The sequence below is a fragment of the Exiguobacterium sp. s143 genome (assembly GCF_018618895.1).
GTDB classification, from domain to species: Bacteria; Bacillota; Bacilli; order Exiguobacteriales; family Exiguobacteriaceae; genus Exiguobacterium_A; species Exiguobacterium_A abrahamii.
The window spans coordinates 290,161-305,355 of the sequence record NZ_JACSMX010000001.1; the positions used below are offsets into that span (position 1 = coordinate 290,161).

A 15,195-nucleotide genomic window follows, 5' to 3' on the forward strand; every position below is an offset into this window, starting at 1 on the left:
ATGAATTACGGGCTCAGTGAACGCAAAATCAAACAGATGTCTGATGCCTATGCTTTTCGACGGGGAAAGAAGTATGTCGCCGCTCGAAAGGTCACGTTGCATAATTATCGAATGGGCGACGAGCTGATCGAAGCGAGTGTCGACGGTGAGGAACGATTCACGGTGACCGTCCGCGTCAAGGCGCACGGTGTCGACGCCGGCTGTAATTGTCCATCACTTGCGATGGATACATCGTTTTGTGGACATATCGTCGCCGTTTTACTAGCGATGCATCATGTTCAGGCGCACGGCACACCGACGCCGCTGTCACCACAGATTCGTCCCTTCACGGCGTTTCAAGTCGATGACGCTGGCGCGCGCCATTATTTACGCAGTCTCACACCGGATCGTCGGGTGGCGATTCATTTCGAACTGACAGGACCCGTCGTGACACTCAAAAGATTGACGGACAATCAGCAGCATCAACTGTCCCTGCCCTACTTCGATCGTCTCCTTGGACAGACGGAGTATTTGCAGCGACTCGCCGATGTTTCGTTCAGTCCTGATTTACAAGAACGAATCGTTTCCGGGACACCAATCGTCAAACTCCATCTCGACCGAACGGCTCAGGAAGTCGAAGTCCGCGTGTCGTTTGATTATCAAGGAATTCAGCTGAATCCGCTCGATGAGACGATTTACGCTGGACGGGATCAGGTAACGGAGCAAAGTGCCTTACGCTTCTTACGTGAATTCCAAGCAACACCACGAGACATGCGATACATCATCACGAGTGACGCCGCACAGTATGCCTTTTTGCGGAGTCTGCTTGACGAACGGGTTGCGCTCGGTCAACTGGAGTTATTTGCAACACAAGCGATCCGGACAACGTTACCAAAAGGTCCGTTCCATCCGCGAATCGAAGTCGACGTAACGGACCGCCTCGACTGGCTCGTGTTCAACTTTTCGATGGACGGGATTCCGGAAGATGAGCTGAAACGTGTCCTGAAGTCGCTCGTCTTACAAAAACGGTACCACCGCTTGAAATCCGGACAGTTCGTTTCTTTAGAAACAAGGGCTTTTCAGCAGTTACAACGGGTCCTCGCTCAGATGGAAGCAAGTGAACGCGACTTACGCGACGGACGGATCGTCTTACCTGCTGTCCGGAACATGAAGCATCTAATTGGCGCTTCCGTCCTCCATCTTCACGCCGATTTGCTCGAGAAATGGCTTGAATTGAAATCCGGACAAGGATTCCAGCTCGACTTGCCGAATTCGTTAGAATCACGACTCTATCCGTATCAACGGACGGGCATTCAATTTCTGAAGAATTTAGACGCGCTAGGATGTCACGGGATTTTAGCCGATGAGATGGGGCTCGGGAAGACGATTCAAGCGATTGGTTATGTCGCGACGATTCCTGACCGTCGCGCGCTCATCGTCGCGCCGGCGTCACTACTCCGCAACTGGGAGGCGGAACTGAAGCGCTTTTTACCCGGTCGACCGGTTCATGTCGTCACTGGTTCTCAAGCCAGCCGACTCCGCGAACTGGAGCACTTACCTGACGATACGGTGACGATCGTCTCCTATACGACGCTTCGGACCGACGTCCGTCGCCACCCTGTATATGACGTCGTCTTCTTTGATGAAGCACAGCACTTGAAGAATCCGCAGTCACAAACGGTCAGTCAACTACGGCATCTGCAAGCAAAACGCCGTTTCGCCTTAACGGGAACACCACTTGAGAATCGTCCGCGTGATATCTGGTCGATCTTCCATGTTCTGTTTCCAGAATTACTGCCGGATTTAGCGACGTTTGAGAAATGGTCATTTGATGACATGCAACAGTTCATCCAACCGTTCATATTACGGCGTGAGAAACAAGATGTCTTACAGGATTTACCGAAGAAACAGATCGAGCATCATTATGTCGAGCTCGGTCCGAACCAAAAACGCTTATATGCGTCGTATCTCGCCAAATTGCAACTCGAGACGCTGCAACACTTAGACGAGACGAAACGCGAAGATCGTCTGAAATTACTGGCTGGGTTAACGCGGTTGCGGCAAATTTGCAACGATCCGGGATTATTCGTCGAGGAGTACACAGGGGAAGCAACGAAACGAACGCGTCTACTCTCATTAATTGCCGAAAAACGGGCAGCCGGAAAGCGGATCTTGATTTTCTCGCAGTATACACAAATGCTCGAACGCATTCGCTCGGATCTCGCGCAACGTCACCTCCCCCACTTCCTGTTGACGGGTGAGACACCACTCGAAGACCGGTTGGCGTTATGCGATCGGTTCAATGACGGTGAAGTCGATCTCTTCTTGATTTCCCTGAAAGCCGGTGGAACGGGACTGAATCTCGCGTCTGCTGATACCGTCATCCTCTTTGACAGTTGGTGGAATCCGGCCGTCGAACAACAGGCAGCCGATCGCGCTCACCGGCTTGGACAACAGTCCGACGTGACGGTCATCAAACTGCTGACACGCGGAACGATCGAAGAAAAGATGACGGAATTACAAGATCGAAAAGCTCAGATGGTCGATGCCGTCCTGACGGCTCCAGACAGTGATGCCCTGACCGTCAAGGAACTCGTACATCTCGTAGAAACAAAGGAGGAACATCGGTGATCCTTGATCTCCTGCTTGGTTACCTTATCGGTAGTATTCTTGGCGGTACGCTCTGGAAGTACGTCAGTCGTACCGATTTGGCACAGGTCGGTTCCGGAAACATCGGTGCCCGCAACGCCCATCGCGCCGGTGGGCTCCCGGCTTTTTTATTCGTGTACCTGTTTGATGCCGCGAAGACGGTTCTTGCACTACAGCTAACAGACGCATTTTATCCCGTCGCTCTTGCCGTACTTATCGGTCACTTGTTTCCGTTGTTTCATCCGCGACGCGGCGGTAAAGGGTATGCCGTATTTTCCGGAATCGTCTTCGCCATCACGCCGTGGGCATATCTTGCCGGACTAGGCATACTCGGTCTGTCTTATCTCGTAACGAAAGATAGCGTCAAAGCGGGGCTGATTCCGGTTGTTCTGCTCCCGTTACTCCCTGTCTACTTTGACGCGGGACCCATCAATATCTTGTGTACCGTTGCTGTAAGTCTACTTGTCCTGTGGGCTCATGATGCACTTCACAAGCCAATCATTACATAAGGAGGACGTCTCATGATCGACTTTTCCATTGCTACCGCTTCGGACGCGGAAGCAATCCATGAACTGAACTACCTCACCTTCACGGAAGAGATTCCGCAACATCAACCGAACACCGAACGGAAACGGATTGACCGGTTTCATGATCAAAATACCTATCTGATCGGCAAGGAAGACGATCGACTCGTCGCGATGATTGCCATTCGGAAGCATCGTCCTTTTTCGCTTGAGGGAAAAGGCGTGACGCTAGATGAGACACTGACGGACCCAGCGGAAATCCGCTTACTCAGCGTTCGTCCCGAATACCGCAATAGTCGTACGTTCATGCAATTGATGCGTTTTTTGATGGTCTACTTGGAGCGGGAAACGATTGATCATGTCTATATCAGTGGTACGACACGGGAAGCTAAACTATATGCGCGGTTCGGCTTCACACCAATCGCAGCAACGCTCGGTAGTGGCGATGCCCAGTTCGTACCGATGTTGTTGTCGCGCGCAACATATGAACGATCCGTCATCGCGGACGTTTTACGTCCTCTGCATTTTCTAGCCGGTCCAGTCGAGGTTGCACCAACAGTCCGCCAAGCGGCACAACAAGCACCGCGTCCGCATCGGACGGCATCGATGCGTCAGCTCGATCAAGATTTACGGGACCGAATGTGTCAGTTGCTGGATTTGCCACATGTCTCGATGGCTGTCGGCAGTGGTACGCTCGCCAACGATATCGTCGCACAACAACTCAGTGGACATGGATTGATCCTAAACGGTGGCGAGTTCGGTCAACGCTTGATCGATCACGCGGCACGAGCCGGGAAGTCGTTTGATATCCACCTGCTTCCGTCCGGTCACCCGATCGACTTAGAACAACTCGCAAGCCAACTGCATCAAACGGAGTACGACTGGATTTGGTTGACGCATTGTGAGACGTCTACGGGCGTTCTCTACGATCTCGATGCGGTAAAAGCGCTATTAGATCAACGAACCGCACTCATCGTCGATGCGATCAGCGCCGTCGGGACCGGACGTTTCTCGTACGCCGGTTGCAGATTCGTCACGACCGTCTCCGGAAAGGCAATTGGTGGTTTACCGGGTCTTGCGTTCATCGGTCATACAGACAGCATCCTACCTTCTCCACGAATTCCACGTTATCTGGACCTCGGACTCTATGCGGAAGGCGTCGCCTTTTCCGGCTCATCGAACTTGTTGCTGGCTTGTCAGGCAGCGCTCGATGCCATTGATCTCGATCAAGCCGCCATCAAGATGACCTATCTCGAACAAGCCGTTCGCGCGACTGGTTTTAACCTTCTTGCGACGCAAGAAGCACAAGCGCCGGGAATTCTGACGATCGTCCATCCGTCGGCAACCGCTTTAGGAGACGCTCTCCGGATCCAGGGCTATCATGTTCAATATGAAAGCGACTATCTCGTCCGTAATCAATGGCTCCAAATTTCAACGATGGGACAGACGACGATGCGGCACATCGAACGTCTCATCCGCGTGTTGGTTCGTGAAAACCAACGCATCACCATAAAAAATGAAAAAAACGAAAGACCTCTCAACCCTTGATTTCAAGCGGTTTGGAGGTCTTTCGACTTTAAAAAATAAAAATTAGAGGTTTAAGGATTTAAAACATAGGGGTATAAACTCACTAGCACCGCATCAAACGGTGACTTACTCACACATGTTTCTCAATATCAGCGTAATGACCTGGGAGAGAAATGCAAAGTCACGAAAGCGTCAGATTCAAAAGAGTCTGAAACCGATTGTCTTAGCATATTTAAATTGTTCAGGACTTGTCCTGCTCCTACTTTCATTACCTTTTGAGGGCTATACCAAATTCAAGGGGGAAATGAACATGTCAGTTAAATTAACAGCCGAAAAACGCGAGGTACGTCCACGCTCACTCCGTAAACAATTACGTCATGAAGGAAAAGCTCTTGGTGTCGTGTATGGTTACAAAGTGGAAAGTACACCAATCGCATTCGAAGAAAAAGAATTGCTTAAAATCGTTCGAGAAAACGGTGAGAACGTCTTGATTTCACTGAAACTCGACGGTAAAAATATTAACGTCTTGATCAACCGTCGTGATATGGATGTCTTCACACCAACTGTCGATCACGTTGAATTCATCGCCGTTAAAATGGATGAAGAGACAGAAGTCGAAGCAGACGTCGTACTCGTCGGCGAAGCAGCTGGCGCTAAAGTCGGTGGATTCCTGTCACAGACACTCTTTAAAGTAACAGTCGCAGCTACACCAGATAAATTACCAGAGAACGTCGAAGTCGACGTCACGAACCTCGAAATCGGCGATTCGATTTCTGTTGCTGATCTTCCAGAACAAAAAGATTTCCGTATCGTCACAGAAGGCGACATTCAAGTCGCAGCTGTCGTCGAATCAACGCTTGAACAAGAGCTTGAGGAAATCGAAGAAGCAGAAGCTGAGGCACAAGCGGAAGCTGGTGAAGACAACGAAGCGGAAGCTACGGAAGAGTCTTCAGAAGAAGCAAAAGAAGAGAACGAAGACAACAAATAAGTCGTTTGACGATACGCCCTTCGTGGCGTATCGTTTTTTTGTGTCTTGACAATAGACAGAAGATTGCCTAAAGTGAACAGCGTATCACCTATTACCATATCCACTAGGGGAGCCCATTTGGCTGAGACGATTCACTTCGGACCCTTCGAACCTGATCTAGTTCATACTAGCGTAGGAAAGTGGAGCGATCACATCCAATGACTCCTGCTGCGCGCAGTTTTTCTGAGGACCGCTCTCTTTTTTACGGAGGGCGGTCTTTTTTGGCGTCTCCCCCATTCTAAGGAGGACGTACCTAATGCAACACTGGAAAATGAAAGAAATCATGGTCATGATGATGCTCGCCGTCGCTTGCGGGGTCATCTATCTTGGTTGGTCAACACTCTGGTTACCGATGTCTGCGATCTTCGGACCTGTCGGTGCCAACTGGATGTTTGGGATCTGGATCATCGCGAGCCCGCTCGTCGCAGCCATCATTCAAAAACCAGGTGCCGCTCTCATCGCGGAAATCGTCGCGGCAGCCGTCGAGCTGTTCACGGGTAGTCACTTTGGTTTATCGGCTCTTCTCATCGGGGTATGCCAAGGGCTTGGTGCGGAACTCGTCTTTGCGATGACGCGTTATCGCCGTTATGACACATGGACATTGATGTTATCGGGTGTTGGAGCCGCGATTGGTAGCATTGTCTATAGTCTGATTGCGAACGGATTCGGTTACTACACGACGACGACGTTACTTGCAACAACTGGCTTACAATTGATTAGTGGCGCATTACTCGGCGGCTTGCTTGCAGCGATTCTCGTCCGTCGCCTTGTTGCGACCGGTGTCTTGAACGGGTTTGCGGCAGGACGTGCGAAACGGGAAGTCGCATGATTACTGTCGACGATCTCAGCATCCGCTATCCCGGTCAGATGAAATCGGTGCTCAATCATGTATCGCTATCAATCGAGCAAGGAACGACCCTTCTGCTCGGACGAAGCGGGAGTGGCAAGACGACACTACTTCATGCCTTAGCCGGACTGACACCGGAGACGATCGAAGTCGAACAGACTGGAACCGTTACCCGGTCCGGTTCGGTCGGAGTCTTATTCCAAAATCCAGAAGAACAGTTCTGCATGGAAACGATCGGACGCGAAATCGCTTTTAGCTTAGAAAACCGGTCGATTCCGCGTGCGGAGATGGAGGGACGAATTGAACACTTACTCACACTTGTTGGTCTCCCTCTCCCCTTCTCGACACCGATCGCGAGTCTATCCGGGGGGATGAAACAGCGCCTCGCACTCGCCGCGGTCCTAGCGCTCGAGCCGACGATTCTATTACTCGATGAACCAACGGCTCAGATTGACCCGATTGGGCAACACGAGCTGATGGCGTTGATCTTTCGGATTCAGAAAGAACATGATTTAAAAATCGTCTTGATTGAACACCAACTCGATGTCTGTTTGCCGTATGTCGATCAGATCATCTTACTTGAAGACGGATCGGTGACTGCGACGGCGCATCCGCAGGATTTGTTCCCGCAGGCGTATACAGAGCTTCAATCGAAAGGGATCGCTGTTCCCTCTTTGTATCCGTACACGTTAGAGACGTTACCCATAGATGGACCACAAGCAGCGCGACTTCACGTGCTTCCTCCAGTCGCTACAGCAGGCACTGCCTTGTTACACGTCGCTGCATTATCGACGAAAGCCCCTTACTCGCTGACCGATGCGACATTTTCCCTGAAGACGGGAGAATGGGTGATGCTGCTCGGGGCAAACGGATCCGGGAAAAGTACGTTGCTTGCAACACTCGGTCGGTTGCTCTCGCATCAAGGAACATATCGGTTCCAAGAACGTCCGGCTCAGCGTTACTCCCGGCGACGCTTTTATGAGCACGTTGGCTATGTCTTTCAACAACCGGATCTGCAGTTTCTCAAACTGACAGTCGAAGCGGAAATCGACTGGAGTCACCGGGCAGCTACGAGTGATGAGCGCACAGCGTTGCTCGAACGACTGGAACTCGCATCTGTCAAACAGCAGTCACCGCTTGCGCTTAGTACGGGGCAACAACGACGGCTCAGCGTCGCGACGATGCTCGGGCAGTCGAAGGATGTGTTGTTGCTCGATGAACCGACGTTCGGACAGGATGGATTGACGACACGCCGGCTCATGGAACAGTTGTTGACGGAACAACAGAACGGAACGACGCTCGTCATGGCAACACACGATATGGAACTCGTCGCCCGATACGCGGATCGTGTCCTCGTCATGGAGCAAGGGCGGATTGCTTTTGACGGGCGTCCGAGCGAGTTATTCGCTGACGTTCCGTTACTCGAACGCTGTCAGCTACAACGTCCACTTTCGTACCAATTCCAGGAGGTGAAGCGCCATGCAGACAAACGCGTCACCGTTCGCTAAACTCAATCCTGTCATCAAGGGGAGCGGATTGTTTTTGATCATGTTTGCCTTAATTGCAACGAACGACTGGGTCAAGACGTTGGTGTTCCTGAGTTTTGCTATCGCGATGCTACTCCTCTCCGGGTGGGGTCCTCGCGATTTCTTGAAACGACTCGCACCTTACAGTCTATTATTCTTATTGACGTTCTGGATGATGGCAGCCTTCGGCAAAGGAACGAATCCTCTATGGTCGTTTGGTTGGTTTCATGTCACATCGGAAAGTGTCATGCACGGCTGGTTACTTGCCTTACGGATGGCAACGTTCGTCTGCTTAAGTTTCGCTTTCGTCACGACGACCGATGCGACCCGGTTCGTGATGAGCTTGATTCACCAAGCAAAGGTGTCGCCTCGCTTCGCGTACGGATTTCTTGCCGGGATCCGCTTTCTTCCACATTTGATCGAAGAAGTTCGCGTCTTACGGCAAGTCCGGATGATTCGGAACGTTCACAGTCGCTTTCCTGGTGATGCGTTCCTATCAATCGGCTTACCGCTCTTCTCGCGATCGATCCAGCGGGCAGAACGGATGGCGACCGCTTTCGAAGCCCGTCATTTTTCAGCAGAACGGACATATTATGAAGTGCCAGTCGTTCAGCGCCAGGATGTTATCTATCTCATGGTCATCCTCCTGTTCATCAGTCTTGTCTTTTGGCTATGATTACCGCCACCCGTATCCGGGTACATTCTAGCAAGACAGATTGAAGGAGAACGACATGAAACGAATCCTTTTGATTGGTGCAGGACACGCTCACCTGCATTGCATTACCAATGGACCCACAGAAGACGTCGAGTGGCTGATTTTAAATGCCTCGACGTACCAATATTACTCGGGCATGTACTCCGGACTTGCTGACGGAACGTACGATATCGATGAGATCCGTATCGACGTCGCCGCACTGTGTCGCGCCTATGATAAACAGTTCATCGAAGAGACCGTCATCAAAATCGACCCCGATGAAAAAGTCGTCTTCGGTGCATCCGGCAGACACTATACTTATGACGTCGTCTCGACGAATATCGGCTCGTTCGATTGGTCGGAAGACACGACACGATTATCGATCAAACCGAACTACCGGTTACCGGATACATTAAAGCGTCTGCAAAAAGCAAAGCGTCCGGTCGTGATTGGAAGCGGCGCAGCGGCCGTCGAGATGGCGGCGTCCTTGAAAGTGGCGGATGTGCCGATCACACTGATCACGGATCCCGAGTTACTTTCAGGACACCCCGCAGCGGAAGCGATTGCGAGACGATTAAAAGAACTCGATGTGTATTGGATCCGGGAACGTCCAATAGATGACGAACCATCACTCCGCTTCAAGCATCACCCTCCAATCGAGTCGGATGCGATCATCCGCTTAACGGGTGCGAAAGCACCGGCATTGTTTGCAGACAGCAAGCTCTATACGGAAGACGGGTTCCTACTCGTCAATGAACAGTTGCAAGCGCTCAATCATCCAAGTCTGTTTGCTGCGGGTGACGCGGCGACCCTCGTCGCTTATCCCGATATTCCAAAGAACGGTGTCACAGCTGTCCGGCAAGCACCAATCTTACTAGCAAATCTATTACGGTACGTCCAGGAAGAGGCACTGCAAACCTATCGTCCGCAAACGAACTATTTGACGATTTTATCGATGGGACCACGTCATGCAGTTTCAATGTATGGCAATCAGTATTCGACTCACCCGTTCGGTTGGTACCTGAAGCGCTGGATCGATCAACGGTTCATGCGGAAGTATCGCCCTTAAAAGTGTGCGCCGGCGCACGCTTTTTTCTGTACACAAAAACAAGCCATGGACGGGTGTCCATGGCTTGTTGGATTAGACGGTTTGATTTCCTTTAACGTACGAGAGTAACGTTTCGTTGAACTTCTCTTGTTCATCAAGCAACATACCGTGCCCACTCTCTTCGAAGACTTCAAGTCGTGCATGTGGGATTCCCTTTTGCATTTCTTCCGCGAACTCGAACGGACAAACTTGGTCTTTTTTACCGTGGATGATCAACGTATCGACTTTGATGTTCTCGAGTTTTCCACGTAAGTCTTCATCACGTAATGCGATTGCTGACTGAATCGTACCGTGGGACGAAGCGGCGATGCTAAGACCATGGAACCATTGTTGAAGTGGTTCTGGATGCTCCTTCGCAAAGAAGATTTCCCCAAATCCTTTGAGCATCGACGGACGATCTTGTTTCGTGTCGGCAATCAACGCATCGACTTCTTCTTTCGTCATCCCGTATGGATAGCCATCTCGCTGTGTAAAGACAGGTGCCGCAGCTCCTGCGAGGACAAGTTTACTAACTTTTGAATCTCCGTATTGCAAGAGATAGGACAAGGCGATTCCTCCTCCCATCGAGAAGCCAAGTAACGTGACATTCGTTAATTTCAGCTGTTCGATGACTTCATTGACGTCAGACGCCATTGTCTTATAATCGTATCCCGTTGCCGGCGCATCTGATTTGCCATAACCGCGATAATCGATTCCGACGTAACGGTACCCTTCTTCGACGAGCAGATTCTTTTGATACTCGAACATGTTGTTGTTTGCCGGCCAGCCGTGTAAAAAGACGACCGGTTGACCCGACCCGACATCCTCGACATAAATTTTCGTGCCATCAACTGCTTGAATGAATGTACCCATCATAAAACCCCCATAGTAATAGATTGACCGTGCATGCATCTAATATTCCCGAGTCAAGATATGTTAAACATCTTAATGTTAAAGTATTATAGAAAATTCTGTCTATTCTAGAAATTATGGTAAAATATAGTCAATAGGATAAAGGAGGTTTTTCATGAGACGCTATATACATACCGGTATTCTCGCAGGCGCAGTCTTACTTGCCGGATGCGTTAAAGAACAATACTTAGACCTTACATACGATGTTAATTACTGGGGCGGTATTTCGACTACCTTTGATGGGCAAGAGATACCGGATCTCCCGAAAAAACAAACCGCTGCTTTGTTGAAGGTTTGCCAGCAAAAACCAGACATGAAGCACTTACCTGATCGATATGTGCAACACGAAGGATTTGACTTATACTTCCTGCCTCCGAGTATCCAAGGGCGTGAGTTCCAACACGTCCGTTTCCTGTCAGACGAAAAAAAGGACTATCTTGCGTGTCAGCCGATTCGCCATGCGGATTATGCGGTCCATCAGATCAAGCGAAGTGATTATCCATTCGTCGATTGGTCAAAACAACCGGTTAAAGCTAAATCGACAGTCGTTCGCTTTGGACCCGTTCCAAAAGAAGTGACAGATCAACAAAAACAGGAAAACGAAGATCGTAAAGAAGTAAAAGAGCTCGGACGGTACCTTTTCCCGTCCTATCAACTATCTTTGCCACCGGAAGGACAACTCGTCGTCTACATGAAAGAGAAAGGCAAAGATAAAGAACAAACACTCTTTGAGACGACCGAGTCACTATCCGGTTCCGAATTGAATTTAGCTTTTCGCGCTAGTCCGGATGGTGGTGTCCAACAATCGTCGATCGAGCTGATGTTCAGTGGTGATCGTGTCGGATTCCCTTCGACGATTCAAGAATATATGAATGGACAAGCCTATCAGATTGAGCGAAAGCAACTGCCGGATACGATTGCGACAGGTCAGACTGTCCAGTTCGCAACCCTTCGGAAACAAGAGGACGGAAAAGTCGTCCAAGAAACATCGATATATTTGCGTTTTAATAAAACCTACACAAAACCAGTGAATTACGATTATGGATTCCTTCAAGCATCCACAAGCGATTATGTCGGTTTCATCCATCAATCACCGAAACAGCTCATCGATAGCGATTATAAGTTCGTCTCAGCAATACCGGATAAACTAGCGAAAAAAATCGCTCAGGAATTAAAAGAGACCGACGTCATGGAGCCACAAGGCACAAAACTAAAGCAGAAAAAATTAACGTTGATGCGCGAAGGGAAAAGCCAAATGTTCGAGCTATTCGAACGCAAACGCGCTAAAAAGCTTGAAATCTATGTCGTCAAACCAGGATCAAAGAACGGTGCCAAGCTGTCAGGTACGACCAGTGAAGCACTTAGTGAGGTGCTTAATCAATGAACAAACGTTACTGGATCGGACTAACACTTGGTGCAACACTAGCATTAAGCGGTTGTCAAAGAGACGCACCAAACTTTAAATGGGATTACTTATCACAACTATATGATGGAGGACAATTTAGTGATCAAGGTCCAAGAACCTTGTCAGCGAAGGAACGAATCGTCATCCAAAAAACGTGCGCGTCGAAAGCGAGCGATGCACCCGAAGATTACTCTGTCGGCGGCATCTATTCCGTCATGATGGCGAATCCATTCGATGACTATGCAGGTCAAACCGTTCGTTACGTTCAATCCGGAAAGAAGACCTACTTATATTGCGAAACGCCATTAAAAAGTGGATATTATCCGCTAGCAAAGAAAGACGATGTCTTCAAGAAGACAGATCTGACTCCACAACGACAGGACTTTAACATGAAGCCTACTGTATTGAAAAAAGACGATCGGTTCATTCGTAATGAGAAGGTTGCCGATCACTCCGCTCGAACATTAGAGCTCCCAGGTTCAGGTTACCTTGTCATCGACGTGACGGATGTCACGAAAAAAGATTCTCGGACGACGATCTTTACGTACACGCATTCACTCACACCATTTACACGTGACGTCAAACTCTATCTCGTCTACAATCAACAATTCGGTTCGACTTATGACGTGATGGTGCGCTTACCCGAGTTATACGGTGGACGCCATGTGGAACGCCCGATTCATTCGATGAAACAACCGGGCAAGGTCCGGTTCATCCCGGGTGACGGGACACCGGAACATTACGGAACGCTCATCGCAACGGAGAAGAACGGACGCGAATTCCGCTATGAATTATCGATTCGACATACGATGGAACGACCGCCTGAACTTCAAGAGCCGGAACAGACAGCAGACGACGTAGTAGCGGATCACCTGGAAGTGACGCTATTCCATCAAGAGCAGTTCCAGCATATCCGTTTTGAAGAAGATGATTTTACTTCGGAAAAAGGCTTCGATTGGGACAAAATGATCATGATGACCAGTGATGAATCCGGAAAATTACAAAAAGCCATCAAGACGAGTGAACAGTCTGATGTGCGGGGAAAACGGGCGAAGTGGAAATACCTGACGTTCCGAGAAGGGACGAAAGGACAGCAATACGAAGTTTATCTCGACAAGCGTGTCAAAAAGACCGAGATTTACTTGAAGGATCCGAAACGTGACGTGTCGATTCACTTATCAGCAACAGGTCGTGACATCATCCTTCCTTTGTTCGAGCAATACGAAAAATGACTCACGCCATGAAGACGAGATGCTGGAGCAAATAAATCAAGGAACACCAGAAGATGAAGGCAATCCCCTCTCGCAACCACTCTTTACGCGTCAACGGTTCACGTAAGAAAGAGACGCAAGCAAACAGCAAGACGAAGAAGTAGAGATAAATGAAGCCACCGCTCGTCAAGAAACCGAAAAGCAGGATCATACCCCCGAGGACGGACAGGCTAGAGACGACAGGTTTACGATATACCATACGGTGCCACCTCGTTTCATCTAGTTTGTTAGAATATACCCAGATTACGGAAAAACACTCTAATCTATAGTTACAAACAAAACCCCTTGAGAGACTTCCTCCCAAGGGGTTTTGTTTGTTATTCCGTTGCGGCACTGTGATCAGCGACGATCGCATATTCCGTGACGGTATTCGACGTCACGAGCGGTTTGACTTCGGACGTTCCGTTATCCCGCTTATGGTGCACGCCTTTGTACGCTTGACTCTCTTGCCATGCATGAAATGCTGCTTGATTCGACCATGTCGTCATAATCGTGACGATGTCTTCTTCTTCCTGACTGATATCGACGAGGACTTGCATCCGGTGGAACCCTTCCATCCGTTCAATTCCTTTCGTCGTCTTAAAACGCGCTGCGACCTGATCTGCTGCACCTTTGACGACGTGTAACTGGTTCATGACGATCCACATGTTCATTTCCCCCTTTTTTCGTCTTCAGTATACTAGAAGTCACGGGTCGTAGAAAACACGGATGCGTTATCGCTTGGTAACGTCAAGCGTTGGATCGTCTCTTTTCCGTCTACGCTCGTCGCGATCATCTCGAAATAGAGCGAATGCGGGAAGGCATCCGGTAACGGTTGGACGGTATGGAAACGTTCCTGATCTGCTACAGACAATGAGCGCTGCATTGGACGTAGTGGTGCCTCCCCATCAGCCGTCGTCTTATACGGCTCGAACCGGATCGATTTCATTTGCTTCGAACCATTCATGCCGTAGGCGACAAGGTATCGCCCTTCGTCCGTGGTCAACAAGCGACCTTCGAACCAATCCGTCTCCATCGTCTGTTTCGAGCGAATGATTCGATCAATCCGCTCGGATTCGTCGGTTTGGTGGATGAGCAGAAACAAGCGGTCGTGGTTCGCTTCAAGATACGCGACGGCATAATGCCCAGACAGTCGTTCGACGAAATAGACGTCGCGCGCTTCGACCGGTGTGTTCGTCATCTGTGTATATAACCGGGCGACTTGCTTCGCCGTAAAGGAAGTGCTCTCTTGACGTGGCTGTATCCCCGTCAGCGTTCCGAGCACGAGACCGAACAATAAGATGAGGAGGAGACGCCGTTTCATCGGTCGACCTGTTTGACGAGCAGGTGATTGCTCATCCCTGGTGGATAGTCATCGATTCGTCCGACTTCGACGAATCCCTGTCGCTCATAAAACGGAAGCGCTTGAAATGAGAACGTCTCGACGCGGATTCGCTGAACACCCGCTGTTCGTGCCCATTCCTCCAGTTGACGGAATAACTGAGTACCGAGCCCACTTTCCCGTTCCTCTTCGGCAACGAAGAACCATTCAATATGTAACCAGCCCCAGTACATTTCCCCTGAGATGCCGCCGATTGGTTGATCATCACGCGTCGCAAGTAACGTGACGGCTTTTGTTCCCTCGGAGCGTTTCGTCGCATGAAACGGTGATCGCTCGACATTGTATTGGCGTACTTGCTGCCTAAGCCAGTCCTGTCCGTTCTCATTTTCCTTGAGTTGAAATTGCAGCATGTCCAAACTCCTTTCT

The 15,195-nt window shown here is 49.8% G+C and carries 15 protein-coding genes and 1 riboswitch; of the genes, 10 read left to right on the forward strand and 5 right to left on the reverse strand.

Features of this window, described 5'->3' with window-relative positions:
* From KNQ03_RS01675 to KNQ03_RS01710, 8 genes are all read left to right on the forward strand, one after another.
* On the forward strand, positions 1-2,610 hold the full coding sequence (locus KNQ03_RS01675) for a DEAD/DEAH box helicase (protein WP_214723223.1): 2,610 nt from the start codon (positions 1-3) through the stop codon (positions 2,608-2,610).
* A complete protein-coding gene (locus KNQ03_RS01680; protein ID WP_214723225.1) occupies positions 2,607-3,137 on the forward strand; it encodes a glycerol-3-phosphate acyltransferase in 531 nt (176 codons plus the stop codon). Before KNQ03_RS01675 ends, KNQ03_RS01680 begins: the two co-directional genes overlap by 4 nt.
* Positions 3,138-3,149: 12 nt before the next feature.
* Positions 3,150-4,700: a GNAT family N-acetyltransferase gene (locus KNQ03_RS01685; protein ID WP_214723227.1), complete on the forward strand. Its 1,551-nt coding sequence runs from the start codon at positions 3,150-3,152 to the stop codon at positions 4,698-4,700.
* 289 nt (positions 4,701-4,989) lie between these two features.
* Positions 4,990-5,667 (forward strand): 50S ribosomal protein L25/general stress protein Ctc, encoded by a 678-nt coding sequence (locus tag KNQ03_RS01690; RefSeq protein ID WP_023468341.1) that lies wholly within the window; start codon positions 4,990-4,992, stop codon positions 5,665-5,667.
* A 95-nt stretch (positions 5,668-5,762) separates the two neighbouring features.
* Positions 5,763-5,862: riboswitch (TPP riboswitch) on the forward strand.
* Between the two features lie 100 nt (positions 5,863-5,962).
* A complete protein-coding gene (locus KNQ03_RS01695) occupies positions 5,963-6,535 on the forward strand; it encodes an ECF transporter S component (RefSeq protein WP_047390306.1) in 573 nt (190 codons plus the stop codon).
* Entirely contained in the window at positions 6,532-8,061 is a 1,530-nt protein-coding gene (locus KNQ03_RS01700) for an ABC transporter ATP-binding protein (RefSeq protein ID WP_251140224.1), read from the forward strand. The genes KNQ03_RS01695 and KNQ03_RS01700 overlap by 4 nt, the downstream gene beginning before the upstream one ends.
* Entirely contained in the window at positions 8,033-8,755 is a 723-nt protein-coding gene (locus KNQ03_RS01705) for an energy-coupling factor transporter transmembrane component T family protein (RefSeq protein WP_214723229.1), read from the forward strand. Before KNQ03_RS01700 ends, KNQ03_RS01705 begins: the two co-directional genes overlap by 29 nt.
* Positions 8,756-8,810: 55 nt before the next feature.
* Positions 8,811-9,842, forward strand: a complete 1,032-nt coding sequence (locus KNQ03_RS01710) for an NAD(P)/FAD-dependent oxidoreductase (RefSeq protein WP_214723231.1) — start codon at positions 8,811-8,813, stop codon at positions 9,840-9,842.
* 72 nt (positions 9,843-9,914) lie between these two features.
* On the opposite strand, the gene KNQ03_RS01715 is transcribed toward KNQ03_RS01710, so the two are convergent.
* A complete protein-coding gene (locus KNQ03_RS01715) occupies positions 9,915-10,733 on the reverse strand; it encodes an alpha/beta fold hydrolase (protein WP_055968162.1) in 819 nt (272 codons plus the stop codon).
* Positions 10,734-10,887: 154 nt separating this feature from the next.
* Between KNQ03_RS01715 and KNQ03_RS01720 the strand changes: the two genes are divergently transcribed.
* The gene (locus KNQ03_RS01720) at positions 10,888-12,156 is read left to right on the forward strand and encodes a hypothetical protein (protein ID WP_214723233.1); all 1,269 of its coding nucleotides are present in this window, start codon (positions 10,888-10,890) and stop codon (positions 12,154-12,156) included.
* Complete coding sequence (locus tag KNQ03_RS01725) at positions 12,153-13,409, forward strand: hypothetical protein (protein ID WP_214723235.1); 1,257 nt, start codon at positions 12,153-12,155, stop codon at positions 13,407-13,409. The genes KNQ03_RS01720 and KNQ03_RS01725 overlap by 4 nt, the downstream gene beginning before the upstream one ends.
* A 1-nt stretch (position 13,410) precedes the next feature.
* On the opposite strand, the gene KNQ03_RS01730 is transcribed toward KNQ03_RS01725, so the two are convergent.
* The 4 genes from KNQ03_RS01730 to KNQ03_RS01745 all read right to left on the reverse strand — a co-directional run bounded on the left by KNQ03_RS01730 (position 13,411) and on the right by KNQ03_RS01745 (position 15,179).
* The gene (locus tag KNQ03_RS01730) at positions 13,411-13,647 is read right to left on the reverse strand and encodes a hypothetical protein (protein WP_029341740.1); all 237 of its coding nucleotides are present in this window, start codon (positions 13,645-13,647) and stop codon (positions 13,411-13,413) included.
* A gap of 118 nt (positions 13,648-13,765) precedes the next feature.
* Complete coding sequence (locus KNQ03_RS01735; RefSeq protein ID WP_035407890.1) at positions 13,766-14,095, reverse strand: antibiotic biosynthesis monooxygenase; 330 nt, start codon at positions 14,093-14,095, stop codon at positions 13,766-13,768.
* Between the two features lie 32 nt (positions 14,096-14,127).
* Positions 14,128-14,751: a hypothetical protein gene (locus KNQ03_RS01740; RefSeq protein WP_214723237.1), complete on the reverse strand. Its 624-nt coding sequence runs from the start codon at positions 14,749-14,751 to the stop codon at positions 14,128-14,130.
* Positions 14,748-15,179 carry a GNAT family N-acetyltransferase gene (locus KNQ03_RS01745; RefSeq protein WP_214723238.1) on the reverse strand — a complete coding sequence of 144 codons (432 nt, stop codon included), beginning with the start codon at positions 15,177-15,179 and terminating at the stop codon, positions 14,748-14,750. Before KNQ03_RS01745 ends, KNQ03_RS01740 begins: the two co-directional genes overlap by 4 nt.
* Positions 15,180-15,195 lie beyond the last annotated feature (16 nt).

Coding starts and splice junctions, on each gene's coding strand:
- KNQ03_RS01675 (WP_214723223.1), top strand. CDS start 1: ATGAATTACGGGCTCAGTGAACGCAAAATCAAACAGATGTCTGATGCC.
- KNQ03_RS01685 (WP_214723227.1), top strand. CDS start 3,150: ATGATCGACTTTTCCATTGCTACCGCTTCGGACGCGGAAGCAATCCAT.
- KNQ03_RS01690 (WP_023468341.1), top strand. CDS start 4,990: ATGTCAGTTAAATTAACAGCCGAAAAACGCGAGGTACGTCCACGCTCA.
- KNQ03_RS01695 (WP_047390306.1), top strand. CDS start 5,963: ATGCAACACTGGAAAATGAAAGAAATCATGGTCATGATGATGCTCGCC.
- KNQ03_RS01700 (WP_251140224.1), top strand. CDS start 6,532: ATGATTACTGTCGACGATCTCAGCATCCGCTATCCCGGTCAGATGAAA.
- KNQ03_RS01705 (WP_214723229.1), top strand. CDS start 8,033: ATGCAGACAAACGCGTCACCGTTCGCTAAACTCAATCCTGTCATCAAG.
- KNQ03_RS01710 (WP_214723231.1), top strand. CDS start 8,811: ATGAAACGAATCCTTTTGATTGGTGCAGGACACGCTCACCTGCATTGC.
- KNQ03_RS01715 (WP_055968162.1), bottom strand. CDS start 10,733: ATGGGTACATTCATTCAAGCAGTTGATGGCACGAAAATTTATGTCGAG.
- KNQ03_RS01720 (WP_214723233.1), top strand. CDS start 10,888: ATGAGACGCTATATACATACCGGTATTCTCGCAGGCGCAGTCTTACTT.
- KNQ03_RS01725 (WP_214723235.1), top strand. CDS start 12,153: ATGAACAAACGTTACTGGATCGGACTAACACTTGGTGCAACACTAGCA.
- KNQ03_RS01730 (WP_029341740.1), bottom strand. CDS start 13,647: ATGGTATATCGTAAACCTGTCGTCTCTAGCCTGTCCGTCCTCGGGGGT.
- KNQ03_RS01735 (WP_035407890.1), bottom strand. CDS start 14,095: ATGTGGATCGTCATGAACCAGTTACACGTCGTCAAAGGTGCAGCAGAT.
- KNQ03_RS01740 (WP_214723237.1), bottom strand. CDS start 14,751: ATGAAACGGCGTCTCCTCCTCATCTTATTGTTCGGTCTCGTGCTCGGA.
- KNQ03_RS01745 (WP_214723238.1), bottom strand. CDS start 15,179: ATGCTGCAATTTCAACTCAAGGAAAATGAGAACGGACAGGACTGGCTT.